Below are 17,655 nucleotides of genomic sequence, written 5' to 3'. Positions count from 1 at the left end.
CAAAATTAGGGATTCTTACGCATGAGCTTTAGCTCAGGTGTTCCTCTATTCTTTCTCGGTAACGAGACTTTTACACTTTTTTGCTTTAGCAAAATTAGGGATTCTTACGCTTGAGCTTATGCTCAGGTGTTCCTCTCTCTTTTCTCGGTAACGAGAGGCTTTTACACTTTTTTGCTTTAGCAATATTAGGGGTTCTTACGCTTGAGCTCAGGTGTACGCTCTGTTTATTAATTTAACGACCCTCACTTACATAAATCCCTCTAAAACCTTACAAGCTTCTCAAAGCCACCTTTATCAACACCTCGTTATTTAGAATACACGTTAAACATGGTATGATAAGTGCAAAAGATATTTAGGAGTGAAATTTAATGGCATTGAAAAAAACATTAACGATTGCCGGTTCAGATACTAGCGCTGGTGCAGGTATGCAAGCTGATTTAAAAACTTTTCAAGAACTAGAGACATACGGCATTGTAGCCCTAACTTCAATCGTAACAATGGATGAAAAAACATGGTCACATAATGTGACGCCAATTCCATTTGATGTATTTGAAAAACAATTAGAAACAGCAATTTCAATCGGCCCAGACGCGGTAAAAACAGGAATGCTGGGTACACAAGAAATTATCAAACGTGCTGGCGAAGCATTTGTTGAATCTGGCGCAGACTACTTTGTTGTAGATCCAGTAATGGTATGTAAAGGAGAAAACGAAGTGCTAAACCCAGGTAACACAGATGCAATGGTAGAACATTTATTACCAAAAGCAACTGTCGTAACACCGAACTTATTTGAAGCTGGCCAACTTGCGAATTTAGGTACTTTAAAATCAATAGATGATATGAAAAAGGCAGCTGAAATTATCCACCAACAAGGCGCAAAGCACGTAATTATTAAAGGTGGCAAAGCATTAGACCAAGATAAATCATATGACCTATACTATGATGGAAAGCTATTCTATCAATTAACAACAGATATGTTCCAACAAAGTTATAACCATGGTGCTGGTTGTACTTTCGCAGCTGCTACCACTGCATACTTAGCAAATGGCAAATCACCTAAAGATGCTGTAATCGCTGCAAAAGCATTTGTTGCTTCAGCAATTAAAAATGGTTGGAAAATGAACGACTTCGTTGGTCCAGTTGATCACGGCGCATTTAACCGCGTTGAACACATAGATGTAGAAGTTACAGAAGTTTAAATAAATAAAAGCCATAAGCACACCTCAAAAGAATGTTACTAGTGAGGTGTGCTTTATATATATACTATGGAAGGTTTTGAAAAATAAGGCTTTTATAAATATATAATACAGACTTTAAACAACCTATAAAATCATACCTAACACGCACAATTATTTAAATCTTCAAATAATATACGACATTAGTCTGATAAAAAGTTGATACTGTAGACTCATGTATTTACATTGATTTTCCATTATTATAATAAGTGTAGAGAGATAAAGGAGGGAATCACAACATGATTATCTACAAACAGGCTTTTGAAAATGGTAACCCAATATATGAAATTATCACCAAGACTTTCAAAACAATTTCTGTTAAATTCGATGAAAATTTCAACATGAATGAATTATATAAGTTACTCTCTCTACTTGAAAATGATGTTGATAACATGAAGCTAAGTTATTAAGCACATTTTCTATACATCGAAGACTATGCAGAAATTGCACTAAGAAGAATTCAGAATTTAAGATATACAATTAACTCCCCTTTAAGACATATGAAGTTAAAAAAGCAAAGTGTGTATAAGTTGTCCCCTTATACACACTTTGAACACACAACCCTATAAACACTCACCCTAAGTGGTACATAGTTAGGCAAAGATTGTCCCCTTTGTTTGCTTGGAGAGCAACCTCGAAGCAGTCCTAACTTATGTACCACTATTTTTATACATATAGCACTTTAAATTCTTCACATACTACGATAATAGATTCATTAAACTCCAATCCTAAAGACTCGTAATACGGCTTAAAGAAATCAATATGTGCTTTCCGCCAATATGTTAATGACTTATCGCCTTCACCTTCTAAGTATGCGTGATGTTCAGTTACTTCATTGAAAGGAGTTTGATAAACACGTGTTGTTTCAATTACGCATTTTGGCTGTCCCTTTTCATTTAAGATCACACTAACTTCTCCTACTTGAGGTAGCGGTTCTTCTTCAACTTTATACGTTTCGTAACCACTCGTCGTAGCAGTTTTCTCACCTTGCTTTACTAATTCTGCTAATTCATCTTCATCAACACCAAAGGACCATGCTTCAAATTTCACACCCTTATATTCTGGAAATGCTTCAATAAATGTTCTCCAATATTGTTCTACTGTTACAGCCATATTCATCCTCCTAATTTTTCTCAGTTAATCTTAAGATAACATAAAAAATCAGTCTTGGTCATTGAATGTCTGGCACTATTTCATCATATAGTCTGTAAATAACTGAAATGAACATAAGTAGTTTTACTCCTTGCAATCACCTTATTGAGTTAGTCTTGCTTATATATGAGCACTAACTCGAGCATTTCTTGCTTCAAAAATTATTTCATTCCTTATCATACTAAAAAGGGACAAAAATCATTTTATAAAAAATTGATTTCTGTCCCTCTTTTAAATATATTTAAAACTTTTAATTAAACTCGCTTATCTTTCGTCCACCACAATGCTTTATCAGGGTTATCCTTATAATATTCATATTCTTCGTCACTTTCGACATTAGGGTATGAACCTTTAAGTGATTTCCCAGCTGTACTTACATGTAATAACGAAATAATTATAATACCCACAATACTCACTGCTGTTAAATAATAAGCTGGGGATAATGGATCGCCTGTTTTTGCTACAAGTGAAGATGCGATTAACGGTGTCGTGCCACCAAATAATGACACAGATACATTAAATGTTACTGCCAGCGTTCTATATCTAATATGAGTATAGAACATTGTTGGTAACGAACCAGGCATAGTTCCTTCATATGTTGATAAGAAGAAACCTAAGACAAAGATACCAACGATAATAAAGATAATCGACGTTGTTTGTAAAAGTGAAAAAGCAGCAATACTAAACACTGCAGTACCAACCAATCCAATTAAAAATACATTTTTTTCACCAATTCTATCAGCAAGTCGACCAAACATTAATGCTAATGGAATCATCACTGCCATAACAACTGTAATTAAAACAGATACTGTTGTACTATCTAATTTAATAATTTGTTGTAAATATGATGGCATATATGAAGTTACCATATAATTTGTACAGTTAAAGAATGCGACTGCAACAAAACATACAATAATATCTTTATAATAATATCTAATAATTGTTAAGAAACCGATATTATCTCTTCTCGGTTTATCTGCAAGTTCGTTTTCATACACTGGAGATTCTTCTAGTTTTCTTCTTAAATAAAAACCAAAGATACCTAAGAATAAGCCTAAGATAAATGGAATTCTCCAACCCCATGAAGCCATTTGATCATCATTTAAAAAGAAGAATAATAATCCACTTAATACTGATGCAGCAATATAACCTGACAATGTACCAATTTCAAGGCCAGAACCAAGCGTATTTCGTTTTCTATCCGGTGAAGATTCTGCTATATATACCATTGCACCTGCATATTCCCCACCTGTTGAAAATCCTTGTAACACTCTACCTAATAAAAGTAGTATCGGCGCCCAAACACCAATTTGATCATATGTAGGTAATATACCAATAAGTAACGTTGAGAACGCCATCATAATAATGGTTGTTGTTAATACAACTTTCCTACCGTATTTATCTCCAATCATACCAAAGATAATACCACCGACTGGTCTAAGTAAGAACGCGATTGCAAATGTTGCAAATGTAAATATTGTTTTGAGTTGATCATTTTCTACCGAACTGAAGAAGTTTTGTCCGAGTATCACCGCTAAATAAGAATATAAACCAAAGTCAAACCATTCCATTGCGTTTCCGATACCTGTGGCAAACACAGTTTTTTTAGCAGTTTTGGGATCAACCTTATTTATACTACTTTTATCAAAATCCTTTTCATAATCCATGAATATGTCCACTCCCTTTAACATGTTATACAATTATACGTAGTTAATGAATATTGTCAAACTGACCTCAACCTTTTAATCACCTTTCTCTTTATTTTTATGCAAAAAATGTATACTAGTCTTTTTATTTTTCGCACATATAAAACTTATAACAAAATAAAAAATGAGTTCCCTTAAGTAAATTTGGGAACTCATTTTTTTGTTATACATATTTTTATTTTGTCATTTTCATTTAAAATAATTAATTTATTAGGCTTTTCAAATTTAACTTTAATAATTTCTGATATTTCAATAGATTCAACATATTTGACTCTGTAAGATGACCAATTTACTTTTGTTTTTGTAAGGGCTATTTGAACTACCATTTGGCCTGGAACAATTTGCTTATGTACAGGATTATGATCGTTAATTAATGATAAATATTCACTTACTTGTTTTATATTTAGCTCAAACATTTTAAATACGCTCCAAAAAAGTTTGCGTAATAGATATACATTTATATTTATTTTTATTAATTTCTAACTTGACTATATATTTCATATATTGACGAATTTTCTTACAGTCAACAATATACATATGTGCTAAATAATGTTCATTTACACTTAAAGGTTGTATTTGAGTAACCTCGGTTTCTCTAAGTAAAATTTCATTTTCTATAAATTCTTGAAACAAGGTAAATTCTGGCCATAGCTTTGCGCACAAAAGTGGAGGAACTATATTAGTTGGCTCACCGCCAAAAAATTGATTGTAAATATTTACTTCCTTATCATTGAACATAACATCTCTAACTTCATGACCATCGTTCGAATAATGCTGCATTCCCCATGCCCCCTCCAATACCCATAGTTGCAATAGTTCTATGATAATTCTTCATATAAAACAAGCGTGTAACCAAGGCAGCTCCACTTGCTCCATATGGATGTCCTGTAGCGATTGCGCCACCATATACATTCAACTTATCTAGTGACATACCTAGCTCTCTTTGACTTGCTAATACTTGAGATGCAAATGCTTCGTTTAATTCTATAGCGTCTAGTTCACCTATGGTATGTTTATTTCTCTTAAGTAATGTGTTTACCGCAGGTACTGGACCAATTCCAAGTAAAGTAGGATCAACTCCCACTGTAATACCATCTTTAAAAATTAAACCTTCTTGTAAACCGTAATCTTCAGCGACTGTTTTTTCCATAACCAACAATAATACTGCACCGTCATTCTTCATACAACAATTACCTGCAGTGACTGTTCCTTCAGTTAATAACGGTTTCAAACGATTTAATGTGCGTTCACCCATTTTTTCTTTAATACTTTCGTCTCTGTTAAAAATTTCACCTTTTACTTCCAACGGAACAATTTCTTGATTAATATGCTTTTGTTTATAAGCCATAATTGTCTTGCTATGACTTTTACATGCAAATGCATCTTGATCTTTTCTTGAAATGTTATATGTTTGTGCTACATGTTCCGCAGCTTGAATCATCGATGGATCTTGGCTATCTGGTGCAAAAGAGGCACGTTCAAAAAATTCAGGTAACTGCGTGTCATAAACGGATTGCGGCCTTTTAATCTTCCATGGCGCCCTACTTGTACTTTCTACACCACCAGCAATATATATTGAACCCGCGCCAGCTTGAATCATTCGACATGCATGTATCACAGCTTCTAGCCCAGAACCACATTGCCTGTCTAATGTAAGCCCTGGAATATTTTGATTCAATCTAGCTTCTAGCAAAGATTTTCTAGCAATATTGCCACCATTTCCTACCACATTACCTAAAATAACATCGTCAATTTCTGACATTATATGTGGATATTGTTCATTGAAATGCTCAAATAATGGTTTTAATAATGCTTCTGGTTCTAAATGCTTTAATTTCCCACCATATTTGCCAAATGGCGTTCGTTTCGCTGCGATTACAACTGCTTCGTTCATTGTTTTAATTCACCCTTTAAATAAAGACTTCTCATAAGTTTGCGTGCAATTTTACCACTTTGTGTATAATACATTTTACTTACTTTCACTAACTTTGATGGCACCTGATAACGAGCCAAATACTGAGTTAAATAATGCTTAAACTCCCGATACGTCACTTCTTGATTAGCGGTATAAAGTAATACTGCGATTTCGCCAAATTTTGAATGAGACTCACTAATGACTAATACTTCCTTGAACTCTTTAAAATTTTGAGCGAAACGTTCTATTTCACTTGGATAAACATTCCTACCACCAATAATCATTCGATCATGCTGGCGACCATGTAAATATAAGTAACCTTCTGAATTTAATGATGCAAAATCACCAATTTCTATCCAATCATCATTTGGATGTGAATCCCCAATATATCCACTGAATACCATGTTGCTCTTAACTTTTAATTTACCAATACCATATTCATCAACTTGGTCAAGATTGACTTTAACATTAGGAAATAGTTTTCCAACAGAATGGCTAGGTGCCTCATTATTATAGTTATAACTAATGAAACTCGCCTCCGAAGTTCCAAAGAACTCTATTAATGTTGCATTAGGAAAAAGCATGGTAACGCTATTTCTTAAACGATGTTGTAACTTATCTCCGGTCGTAAATATATATCTAATTTGTTGCATAGAACTGTTCCAAGCAACACAAGTATCTAACATTGTAGGAACTACAAATAAAGCGCAATGCTTTATTGTTTTGTCTGTTTTCATTTTATTCATTAATACTTTTGCATTAAATTGTTGCTGCCCAATAAATTTGCGACCACTATACAAAGCAAAGATGCACACAAATAAAGATAAAGAGTGTGATAGCGGCCCTGGTGCAATCATAGTATCTATTTCATTTTCCATTAATTTTTCTGTTTCTTCATATGAATATAACCATGACAACTCATTTCTATAATACGCCTTAGGCAGACCTGTCGTTCCAGAAGTAAAACCAATATGTAATATATTATCTATCTCTGTAGTATTTTGTTCTACTTGTTTAAATAATATGACTTTTAAATCATTATTTATAAGATATGCAATATCGTATTTTTCTATGAGCTTGTTTACTTGCTCTTGAGTCCATCGAAAATCCATAACACAAGGTATGCACCCTTTTTTGATTAAAGCCAAATAATACAATATTGTAGACATCGGGTTGTTCATCGTAAGTGCAACACATTGATTTTCAGGAATATCATGTAATTGTTCTACAATCGCTACTATGCGTGCTTGCAACGCTTTATAACTTATAAGTTCTGCATCAAATTGAAGTGCACAATCGTACGGTTGATATTGTGCGTACATTTCAATATTTTTTAATAATTGCATTTTTATCACCTTATTGTTAACTATAATATTCTTAATGTTAACATTTCTTATATAGATTTCCTATTGTTCGGTGTAGATATATACTGTTTCTTTTGCAAATGCTTTTATATTTTATTATTACGATTTCTATAACAATCAGTCCATTTTAAATAAAAAAGTCGACATGATTTCGGGACAGAAACACTATCCTCGACTCATACCGACCTCATTTATTATACGATTTAGAATGCTCTCAACAGCATTTACAAGAAATAGAATTTTTAATATCGGTAACTTTGATAGGTTTAAAAATCAGTTACAGTTACTGACTCTATCAATCATCCACTTCATTTAAATCAATTTATTTATGGACTGTTTCCAAAGCTGATTTTTCAACTGCATTGGCTACCGTTGCTACCACGTCTGAATTTAATGCATGTGGAATTACATAGTCTTTACTTAATTCACTTTCAGAAATAACATTTGCAATACCCTGTGCAGCAGCTACTTTCATTTCAGTCGTAATATTCTGCTTACGCGCATTTAAAATGCCTCTAAAGATACCTGGGAACGCTAGTAAATTATTAATTTGATTTGGATAATCAGAACGACCAGTTCCTACAACAGCAGCGCCCGCAGCAATTGCTTTCTCTGGAAAGATTTCAGGTATTGGATTGGCTAATGCAAAAATAATTGGTTGATCACTCATCGCTTTAACGTGACTTTCATTTAAAACATTAGGTGCCGAAACACCTATGAATACGTCTGCCTTTTGAATCACATCATCTAAACCACCGCGTTTTTGCGTTAAGTTAGTCTCTTCAGCAATATCCTTTTGTGCATCATTCATCCATGTCTCGCCTTGACAAACCACACCTTCAATACTTAATAATACAATATCTTTATATCCAGCACTTAATAATAATTGCGCAATTGCAATACCTGCTGACCCTGCACCATTAATCACTATTTGCACTTCATAATCTTCTTTCTCGACAACTTTTAATGCATTAATTAATGCAGCAAGCACAACAATAGCCGTCCCATGTTGATCGTCATGAAACACAGGAATATCTAATTCTTCTTTTAATCTTTTTTCAATTTCAAAACAACGAGGTGCTGCAATATCTTCTAAATTTATTCCTGCAAAATTAGGTTGAAGTGCTTTTATAATATTAATAATTTCTTCAGTATCTTTAGTATCCAAACAAATTGGAAATGCATCTAAGTCCGCAAATTTTTTGAATAATATACTTTTTCCTTCCATGACTGGTATCGCAGCTTTAGGCCCAATATCGCCTAGCCCCAAAACAGCTGTACCGTCTGAGACAATGCCAATCATATTACCTCTAGACGTCAATGTGTTTACCTTTTCTTCATCTTCAGCAATTACATTACACACTTCCGAAACACCAGGCGTATAAACTGTGCTTAAATCTTCTTGCGTATTCACATCTACTTTACTATTAATTTCCAATTTCCCTGCATGTTTTTGATGAAGCTCTATTGATTCAGCTTTATAGTTTTTTATAGTCATGTATTTCTACTCCCTTAATTATTTGTTATTTCGTCTTTTATTTATAAATAGTAGTGAATGCATTCTTACTAACTTAATAATTTCATTAAGAATGTTGCAGCTATTACTGTTGATACACCGCCTAATCTTGTTGCTACTTGCGCGAACGGCATTAATGACATGCGTTTTGATGCTGACAGAATTGCGACGTCACCTGTACCACCTAATCCACTATGACACCCTGTCACAATAGCGGCGTCAACTGGATACATTTTCATTAATTTACCTACAAAAAATCCTGAACTAATCATCGTTATAACAACTGAAGCACAAATTACAATATATGCAGGTGATACAATTTTAACCACTTCCTCTAATGGGATGTATAACATCCCTAGACCAACCATAAGAGGCCAAGTCAAACTTGTAGATATAAATTTGTATAGTTGATGTGCCCCTTGTTCCATTTTATTAGGCATCAATTGTAAACATTTAATCAACGTCGCTAATAAAATCATAATTACTGGTCCTGGAATACCAATAAATTTGTGTGCAAGATCACCAAAAATAAAAAACGTACAGGCTATTAATAAACCAGCTCCCATAAGCGAAAAATCTACTTTCTTATTATCGTCGTTTGTATCAGCTGCCATCTCTTTATCATCAGATGCCTTTACTAATGTCCCATCACCAGATAATGACTTTTTCTTTTCTCCTAATCTCATCATTAATCCAGCTGTCACAACTGCAATAATATTACCGATAACGGCTGCTGGTATCATTTGCGCAACAAAGGATTCAGCAGATTCCCCTAAAATTGATGAGTATGCTATTGATAAAGGTAAAATGCCTTCTCCAATTCCTCCCCCAATAATAGGTACAATAATATAAAATAATGTATGTTTGATGTCATAACCAAATAACATACCTACAAGTAATCCAACAATAACTGCTGTTAAAGTACCAACAATTAATGGGATAAACATTCGAGTAAAACCCTGTATTAAAACTTTACTCTTCATTCCTAAAATACTACCGACAACGAGACATGAAATATAAAAATATAAGAAGTTTGATGTTTTCATTAACGTTGTAACGGCGTTCATCGAAGCTGTATTAAACACACCTAAAAATACTAAAGTAGATGGTATTAATAAAGCTAAAATTGCAGGACCACCTATATCTTTTAAAATTGGAATTTTCATTCCTAAATCACCAAACAGTACCCCTAAAATCATAATGATCGCAAACCCACCGATCATATCAGCCGGTAATGCATTGTAAACAGAGGCAATAAATATGATTACTGCTAATGTTATATAGAGAGGTAAAGGTATAACCCCTACCTTCATATGTGTTAATTTCGACCAGATTCGGCCATCTTTTTCTCCCCCATCTATAGTAAGCGCTTTCATTTCACTTTTAGATATCATTGACATCCCCCTTAAATAATGAATATTTTCATAATATTGCTAAATAAGGACGAATGATAGATTATGTAAATTTTTAAATCTTTTTGTAATTAAAAAAACCAAAAATACGTAACATTATTAAATAATAACGGGTAAACAGAATAATATTTTGGTTTTAAATAAGATTACAAGTAGGGTTGTTTTAGTATTTAATTATTATCAAGCTGCTAAAATTTGATAAATTATATATAACAACAAATTATTTTATCAACAATCTTAAAGTGTGAGGTTGTTACTTATGTAGGAGTGATTTAATGACAAAATCTGTAGAAGTTTATCACTATGACGCATTTAGTACTGAAGCAAATAAGGGTAATCCAGCGGGTGTCGTATTATGTGGTGATGACTTAAAGGTTGAAGAAATGCAAGCAATTGCCTTAAAAGTTGGATTCAATGAAACTGCTTTTCCACTTAAATCTAATAAAGCTGATTTAAGGATACGATTTTTTACGCCAGGTCATGAAATGAATCTGTGTGGTCATGCAACTATTGCAACGCTTTACGCATTAAAAACTAGAGGTTTATTACAGAATAAAACCGACTTTACAATCGAAACCAACGCTGGTGTGTTACCAATAAAAATTGATAATTCAAGTGATGGTGTATATATTACTATGCAACAATCCTCACCACAGTTTAAAACATTCTCTGGTTCTAAGGTTGATTTAGCTAAGGTTTTGGGTATAGAAACAAGCGATTTTGACGACAATTTACCTATTGTTTATGGAAGCACGGGTGTTTGGACACTTATTACGCCGGTTAAAAACCTTAAAGTTTGTGAAAAATTGAACCCAGATAATGAACTATTTCCTTCAATATTAAAAGAAATGCCACACGTTTCTATTCATCCATTCTGCATGGAAACGCATCATTTCAACACTGATATGCATGCAAGACATTTTTCCTCACCCTTTTCAGGTACTAAAGAAGACCCAGTCACAGGTACTGCATCCGGTGTAATGGGTGCATATTACATTAAATATATAAAACAGAGGCAGAGGGTATCTAACCCATTAACGCTACTCATCGAACAAGGTCAAGAACTAGAAAAGGATGGTAAAGTGAACGTTGAAGTGACAACTCATACTGATGCTTATGATATAAAAATTTCTGGAAATGCTGTGTATGTCAAAACCTTTAACATAGTTTTAGGTAACATTTAAATCAATAAAAGCATGTGGATCATATATTTATGCCACATGCTTTAGTTTAAATTGTTTTTGAAAATATAAAATGCGTTTTAGTATGACCATACCTTTGCATACTATCGACAAAACGTTCTACGTCTATCATACTTTTAAATCTTACTTTAAAAATAAAACAACTTTCCCCAGAAATCCTATAACAAAATTCCACATTATTTTGTTCTGCTATGTATAGTTTAAAATCTTTATATAAATTATTTTTAATCACTATATCTATTATGACTTCAATGTCATATCCTAACGTTTTATAATCAATTTCAATTGTATATTTGTTTATAACACCTATATCTCTCAATTTATTTATTCTTTCTCGCACCGAAGGCGTTGAAAGATTAACTTCATTACTAATATAATTTAGAGAAACTTTACTATCTTCTTTTAAAGTTTTTAAGATTTTTCTATCTGTTAAGTCCATTTATATAATCCCCTTCAATTTAGCAATAATATTTACATTATACCTAATTTTTAATATGTAATTAAATTTATAAGTATCATAAAATTAACTAAGTTAAAGGAGGAATATATATGCCTATAATTGAATTGTCTGCTTGCGGCGAAACACCATTCCAAAAATTATTAGGTTATAACAAGGAAATTATGTATAACTGGAATAACCTTAGTAAATCATTAGAAAAGGAACGTTTATTATCTCAAGCCTTAAAAGAAGAATTACGCAGAATGCTAGCTCAAAAGAATGGTTGCAAATACTGTAAAGCAAAAGGAAAACCAAGCCATGAATTAACTGATGAAAAATCAGCCATTTGTATTGGTTTTGTAGAAGTATATCTCACATTAGGAAATGCAATCCCTGATTATGCTATTAAAATATTGAAAGATCATCTAACTCCTTCAGAAATAAGTGAATTGATAGCATTTGTATCTTTTACTACTTGCCAACAACACTTTGGAGCAATTATGCAGTTAGAACCATAACCAAATCAGATATTAATTTCAATAATTTAATCTAAAAATAAACATTAGTAGTACGAAAGGGAACAATTTGCACTAAAATACATTTATAGAACTGACCTAACTTCAGTAAAGATACTCAGAGAATTAAAAAGCTTGATATAAAATATTCAGCTTAACTAAAATGCATAATAGCTATTTATTTCCATTTTGCTCATCTACTAGCTTTGTAAATAAAATAGAAACCTATATTTATATATAAAAGTCATAGAATAACAAACTAGAATTTAAATCTTTTATAAAATTGAAGTATCAACAAGAAAATCTCTTAACTGTTAATACTTCAAAATTAGATTTCACATGTATTCATTCGATTGATTAGTAGTTATAGTGACACCTATTAATGTAATAACACCACCTATCATAGCTACAATATTAGGAACCTCTCCAAGTATAAAAAACGCCAAAATAAGAGAAACTGCAGGCGTTAAGTAAAGAGCCATTGTAGCATCGGAAACTCCCACTTTATTTATAGTATATGCTAAAGCAATGTATGGGATAACTGTTGGAAATGCACCTAGATAGAAAACAGATAAGATTGATATCACACTCGCATTTTGCAATTCAGTAAATGCATCAGGTAAAAATATCACAGTGAACAATGTACCAGCGATAATAGTATAAATAGTAAATGGTATAAATCCATATTTCTCTAAATAATTCGATTGAAAAGTAAAATATATACTTTCACCTATGGAAGCTACTAATACTAAAATAATACCTACAATCATAGCATGCAATGTCGCATCATTCCCCAACGATATAAATGCTACTCCAACGAATGCAATAATTGAACCTAACCATGCTATTTTAGAAAATTTTTCTCTTAAGAAATAAGTAGCTAAAAGTGTCGCAAATATTGGTGTAGTTGAGACAATTAAGCTCGCAACACCAGCACTTACATAATATTCTCCAAAACTTAATGCCGTATGATAAACTGTAAAACCACAAAATCCCAAGAGCAATATAATAGGAATATCTTTAAGTTCAGGTAATGAGACTTTTTTAATTATCGCTATACCTAGAAGGATTAAACTCGCACACATTAGTCTTAATGCAGATAAATTTTCTGCTTTAAAATCATATAATGCTACTTTTATCATAGGAAACGCTGAAGCCCACAAAAATATAGTAACCATGAAAGCAAAACAGACTTTTATTTTTGTTTGTTTATCATTCATAAATTGCCCACACTTACTATGAAAGTAATATACACTTTATCTTTTTTCATCTCTGAACGCCTACCTTTAATTTAATATGTGTTCAGAATAAAGAATTAACGTTACACTAAGTACAACCAATTCAACGAAAATTAACCCAACCAATTTTAAAAGGAAGATATTTATGAAATATAAGGATATTGCATCATATATAAGAGAGAAAATCATTAATGGTGACTGGTTTTATGGAATGCGCATTCCATCACAAAGAAAATTAGCAGACCAATTTAATGTAAACAGAGTTACAATCATCAAAAGCATTGAGTTATTAGAAGCTGAAGGTTTTATATACACCACACGAGGTAGCGGTACTTATGTTAATGATTATTTAGACAAAACATATATTATAAATAAATGGGAAGAAATGATGGAATGGAGTTCAAGTACCCGTAGTCAATACACTGTACAACTTATTAATAAATTAGAAACAAATCAATTATATATACATATAAGCAAAGGCGAATTAGGAGACGAAATTTTACCACACGAAGCCTTAAAAAAAGCAATGCACCGTGTTTCAGACTACATAGGTGATCTGTCATTTGGCTATAATAATGGATATGGTTATATTAAATTGAGGGAACTTATTGCCAAAAGACTAGAAAGGCACAACATTTTCGTATCAAGTAAAAATATATTAATAACCTCCGGTGCCCTTCACGCTATTCAATTACTTTCAATAGGTTTTTTGAGCCAAAATACACTTATATTCCGTAACACGCCTTCTTATGTCGACTCTACAAATGTCTTCGATATATTAAATATGCGTAGTATTAATATAAATTACAATCAACCTAAAGAATCAAAGGCACTATTAAATAGTTACTCAAATGCTTACATTAAAGCATTTTATGTAGAATCAACATTTAATAATCCTACAGGAACAGTACTTTCATCAAAAGCACGAGAAAATATATTAAACTATAGTAAAGTACACAATATACCAATAATTGAAGACGATATTTACAGAGATTTATGGTTTGAAAATAAACCAAATATACCAATCAAATCATTTGATACGAATGGCAATGTTATTTACATTAATAGCTTTTCAAAAACAATTGCGCCAGCTATGCGTATTGGTTGGATAGCTGCTTCTGAGAAAATTGTAGAACAACTTGGAGATATTAGAATGCAAATTGATTACGGATCTAGTATATTATCTCAAATGGTTGTTTATGAAATGTTGAATAGTAATGAATATGATGAACATACTAAATTTGTACGTAAAGCACTAAAACAAAAAAGAGATTATATGTTAAAAATATTGAATGAAAACTTTTCAACAATTGCGACGTGGAATGTTCCTGAAGGCGGATTTTTCATATGGCTGACATTAAAAAACAGTATTAATATTAAAAAACTTTTTATTGAACTTGCAGATAAAGAACATATTCTTATTAACCCAGGATATATTTATGGAAGTACAGAAAATACTATTAGATTATCTTATTCCTATGAAAATGATACAAATATTAAATATGCATTAGATAAACTTCGTTATTATATTGATCACTTTTAGTATGAAATCTATATGTTTTCCTTTCGATATTCATCAAATATGTAAAAGTTATTTTCGCATACAAAATCCCCCCCTAAATGACGGAATTTCGAATCCTAGTTTAGGGGGGATCATTTTCATTGCAAAACATTCAATTTTGTTTAATTAAACACATTTTTTTCACTTACAATTTTTTCTACAAATTCATCAATATTATATATTTCATTTTTATTTTCATTATACTTTCGTACTGATAAAGTTTGATTATTCAATTCATCGTCACCTATAACAATAGTATAGGGCACTTTTTTAACTTGAGCATTTCTAATTTTATAGCCCATTTTTTCCTCACTTTTATCAACATTAACTCTTATACCTTTAGATTTTAGTTGTTTTTTAATTTTCTCAACATGAGCTAAATGTATTTTGTTATTAACGGGTATAATATTAACCTGGTTTGGTGATAGCCATAGAGGTAATTTGCCACTGTAGTGTTCAAGTAGGATACCTAAAAATCGATCTATAGACCCATAAATAGCTCTATGAATAACTACAGGCTTTTCTTTTTCATTGTTTTCATTAATATAATTCAAATCGAATTTTTCAGGCATTTGGAAATCAAGTTGTATCGTGCCACACTGGTGACTTCTACCTAATGCATCTTTAATATGGATGTCTATTTTCGGCCCATAAAAGGCACCGTCTTTTTCATTAAGTGTATACTTTAAATTATTATATTTTAAAACATTTTCAAGAGAAGACTCAGCAAAATCCCATAAGTTGATATCTCCCATGTAATCATCTGGTCGTGTAGATAATTCAATTTCATAATCAAATCCAAAGATTGTATATACTTTATCAATTAAATTAAGAACATTAAGAATTTCACTTTCTATTTGTTTTTTATTTATATAGATATGGGCGTCATCTTGATTAAATGTCCTTACTCTAAACAGTCCATTTAAAGATCCACTCAGTTCATGTCTATGCACTTGACCAAATTCAGCCATGCGAATAGGTAAATCTCTGTAGGAATGATGTTCATTTTTATAAATGAGCATGTGCCCTGGACAATTCATAGGCTTTAATGAATATTTTATATCATCTACTTCTGTAAAATACATATTATCTTTATAGTGATCCCAATGCCCACTATTCTTCCATAATGATTCATTCATTATAAAAGGTGTATAAACTTCTTCGTAATCTTCTTCAAATTGTAATTTCCTTAAAAGATTTTGGAGTTCTAATCTTATAATTTGACCATTATGCTTATAGAAAGGCATACCTGGAGCATAATCAGAAAATGTAAATAAATTCAGCTCTTTACCTAATTTTCTATGATTTATATTTTCGTATTTTTCAAGAAATTCTTCGTGTTCTTTTAAGGCTTTCTCACTAGAAAAAGCTACTCCTGATATACGTTGTAAAGATTCGTTATTTACATCTCTTAACCAATTTGTAGATGAAATATTTTTGAGTTTATAATTTTTAAGTTTTGATAAATTACTAATAATAGGATAAGTAATTAATGATATATAATCACCAATTTTAGCAATTTTAATATTTTCTTCATCATTATGTTCAATATGGTACTTCATATATGCTTTGTCCGCTAAAACTACTTTAGCTTTTTCTTTAGACATTTCCGATATCTCTATTGTTGGATTAGATTCAATGAGTTTATACAATGCTTTATTTATATCTTTCAAGTCATTTTTATTAATGTTCTTGATTGGATTTTGAAAATCACAATAAAAAGAATTATTATCTACGCCTAAATCTGCAATTTTAATATTTTCAAATTGTTTTTGTATGAGATAACTAATTAAAAAAGCTAATGTATATTTTATTGATTCCTCAGCTTCTTGATCTTCATAAGTTATAAAATCTATTTTACTATTTTCTTTAATCGCATAAGTTATTTCCTTTAAATCACCATTAACATATCCTAGGGCAGCCTTTTTTGAGAAAGAGTTACCAATACTTTTAGCAATATGAAATAATGTTGTTTCCTGTGGCACCTCCAATTCATTATTATTTGATAATTCAATCTTCACATTATCTTCAAACATTGATAACACTCCTTTATTTTATATTAAAAAACTGCGCTTATCCCTATAGATATAGGGACGAGCGCAGTCTCGTGGTACCACCCAAATTCCTCTAATTAGTCAATTAACCAATTAGAGCTCATTGAATAACGTAACATGTTATTAAACGATGTACTTTCATACATATCTCCAAAGTAGTAAAGTATTTATATATTATAGAAGCTTCCAGCCGATGGCCTCTATTCCCTGTTTTTATGCTGTATACTTTTTCTTTTTCTCTGATTTTAATTTTAAATTATTTATAATCATATATCATTCCAACAATAATTTCAATATTCATTTATTTTTGATTTTGAAACAAATTAAATATAATTACACATATCAA

16 protein-coding genes are annotated in these 17,655 nt (G+C 31.6%); 5 read left to right on the top strand and 11 right to left on the bottom strand.

Features of this window, described 5'->3' with window-relative positions:
* The first annotated feature begins 368 nt into the window (after positions 1-368).
* Positions 369-1,199 (top strand): bifunctional hydroxymethylpyrimidine kinase/phosphomethylpyrimidine kinase, encoded by an 831-nt coding sequence (gene thiD, locus ACF91D_RS11045; protein ID WP_039068889.1) that lies wholly within the window; start codon positions 369-371, stop codon positions 1,197-1,199.
* A 275-nt stretch (positions 1,200-1,474) separates the two neighbouring features.
* Positions 1,475-1,645 carry a C1q-binding complement inhibitor VraX gene (gene vraX / locus ACF91D_RS11040; RefSeq protein WP_017723548.1) on the top strand — a complete coding sequence of 57 codons (171 nt, stop codon included), beginning with the start codon at positions 1,475-1,477 and terminating at the stop codon, positions 1,643-1,645.
* Positions 1,646-1,901: 256 nt separating this feature from the next.
* On the opposite strand, the gene ACF91D_RS11035 is transcribed toward vraX, so the two are convergent.
* The 8 genes from ACF91D_RS11035 to ACF91D_RS11000 form a co-directional block, all read right to left on the bottom strand.
* The gene (locus ACF91D_RS11035) at positions 1,902-2,348 is read right to left on the bottom strand and encodes an ASCH domain-containing protein (RefSeq protein ID WP_039068891.1); all 447 of its coding nucleotides are present in this window, start codon (positions 2,346-2,348) and stop codon (positions 1,902-1,904) included.
* Positions 2,349-2,641: 293 nt separating this feature from the next.
* Positions 2,642-4,054 carry an MFS transporter gene (locus ACF91D_RS11030; protein ID WP_039068892.1) on the bottom strand — a complete coding sequence of 471 codons (1,413 nt, stop codon included), beginning with the start codon at positions 4,052-4,054 and terminating at the stop codon, positions 2,642-2,644.
* Between the two features lie 191 nt (positions 4,055-4,245).
* The gene (locus ACF91D_RS11025) at positions 4,246-4,509 is read right to left on the bottom strand and encodes a hypothetical protein (protein ID WP_327620804.1); all 264 of its coding nucleotides are present in this window, start codon (positions 4,507-4,509) and stop codon (positions 4,246-4,248) included.
* 1 nt (position 4,510) lies between these two features.
* Positions 4,511-4,873 (bottom strand): hypothetical protein, encoded by a 363-nt coding sequence (locus ACF91D_RS11020; protein ID WP_327620805.1) that lies wholly within the window; start codon positions 4,871-4,873, stop codon positions 4,511-4,513.
* Entirely contained in the window at positions 4,845-5,987 is a 1,143-nt protein-coding gene (locus tag ACF91D_RS11015) for an acetyl-CoA C-acyltransferase (protein ID WP_327620806.1), read from the bottom strand. Before ACF91D_RS11015 ends, ACF91D_RS11020 begins: the two co-directional genes overlap by 29 nt.
* Positions 5,984-7,354 carry an AMP-binding protein gene (locus ACF91D_RS11010; RefSeq protein WP_327620807.1) on the bottom strand — a complete coding sequence of 457 codons (1,371 nt, stop codon included), beginning with the start codon at positions 7,352-7,354 and terminating at the stop codon, positions 5,984-5,986. Before ACF91D_RS11010 ends, ACF91D_RS11015 begins: the two co-directional genes overlap by 4 nt.
* Before the next feature lie 340 nt (positions 7,355-7,694).
* Entirely contained in the window at positions 7,695-8,870 is a 1,176-nt protein-coding gene (locus tag ACF91D_RS11005) for an NAD(P)-dependent malic enzyme (RefSeq protein WP_327620808.1), read from the bottom strand.
* A 68-nt stretch (positions 8,871-8,938) separates the two neighbouring features.
* Positions 8,939-10,282 (bottom strand): 2-hydroxycarboxylate transporter family protein, encoded by a 1,344-nt coding sequence (locus ACF91D_RS11000; RefSeq protein WP_369967359.1) that lies wholly within the window; start codon positions 10,280-10,282, stop codon positions 8,939-8,941.
* A 293-nt stretch (positions 10,283-10,575) separates the two neighbouring features.
* Here ACF91D_RS11000 and ACF91D_RS10995 point away from each other — a divergent pair, with 293 nt between their 5' ends.
* Positions 10,576-11,484: a PhzF family phenazine biosynthesis isomerase gene (locus ACF91D_RS10995; RefSeq protein ID WP_101050460.1), complete on the top strand. Its 909-nt coding sequence runs from the start codon at positions 10,576-10,578 to the stop codon at positions 11,482-11,484.
* Between the two features lie 46 nt (positions 11,485-11,530).
* On the opposite strand, the gene ACF91D_RS10990 is transcribed toward ACF91D_RS10995, so the two are convergent.
* A complete protein-coding gene (locus ACF91D_RS10990; RefSeq protein ID WP_101050461.1) occupies positions 11,531-11,941 on the bottom strand; it encodes an Lrp/AsnC family transcriptional regulator in 411 nt (136 codons plus the stop codon).
* A gap of 110 nt (positions 11,942-12,051) precedes the next feature.
* On the opposite strand from ACF91D_RS10990, the gene ACF91D_RS10985 reads away from it, so the two are divergent.
* On the top strand, positions 12,052-12,459 hold the full coding sequence (locus ACF91D_RS10985; protein WP_039068903.1) for a carboxymuconolactone decarboxylase family protein: 408 nt from the start codon (positions 12,052-12,054) through the stop codon (positions 12,457-12,459).
* Positions 12,460-12,791: 332 nt separating this feature from the next.
* Here ACF91D_RS10985 and ACF91D_RS10980 read toward each other — a convergent pair whose 3' ends face one another.
* Positions 12,792-13,676: a DMT family transporter gene (locus ACF91D_RS10980; protein ID WP_327620809.1), complete on the bottom strand. Its 885-nt coding sequence runs from the start codon at positions 13,674-13,676 to the stop codon at positions 12,792-12,794.
* 163 nt (positions 13,677-13,839) lie between these two features.
* Here ACF91D_RS10980 and ACF91D_RS10975 point away from each other — a divergent pair, with 163 nt between their 5' ends.
* Positions 13,840-15,237 carry an aminotransferase-like domain-containing protein gene (locus tag ACF91D_RS10975; protein ID WP_119586116.1) on the top strand — a complete coding sequence of 466 codons (1,398 nt, stop codon included), beginning with the start codon at positions 13,840-13,842 and terminating at the stop codon, positions 15,235-15,237.
* 140 nt (positions 15,238-15,377) lie between these two features.
* Here the strand turns inward: ACF91D_RS10975 and thrS are convergent, their stop codons facing one another.
* A complete protein-coding gene (gene thrS / locus ACF91D_RS10970; protein WP_327620810.1) occupies positions 15,378-17,291 on the bottom strand; it encodes a threonine--tRNA ligase in 1,914 nt (637 codons plus the stop codon).
* Positions 17,292-17,655 lie beyond the last annotated feature (364 nt).

Source organism: Staphylococcus sp. 231237_7MaSpsaltlick, assembly GCF_043107035.1.
This window is presented reverse-complemented; position numbering and strand designations above follow the sequence as displayed.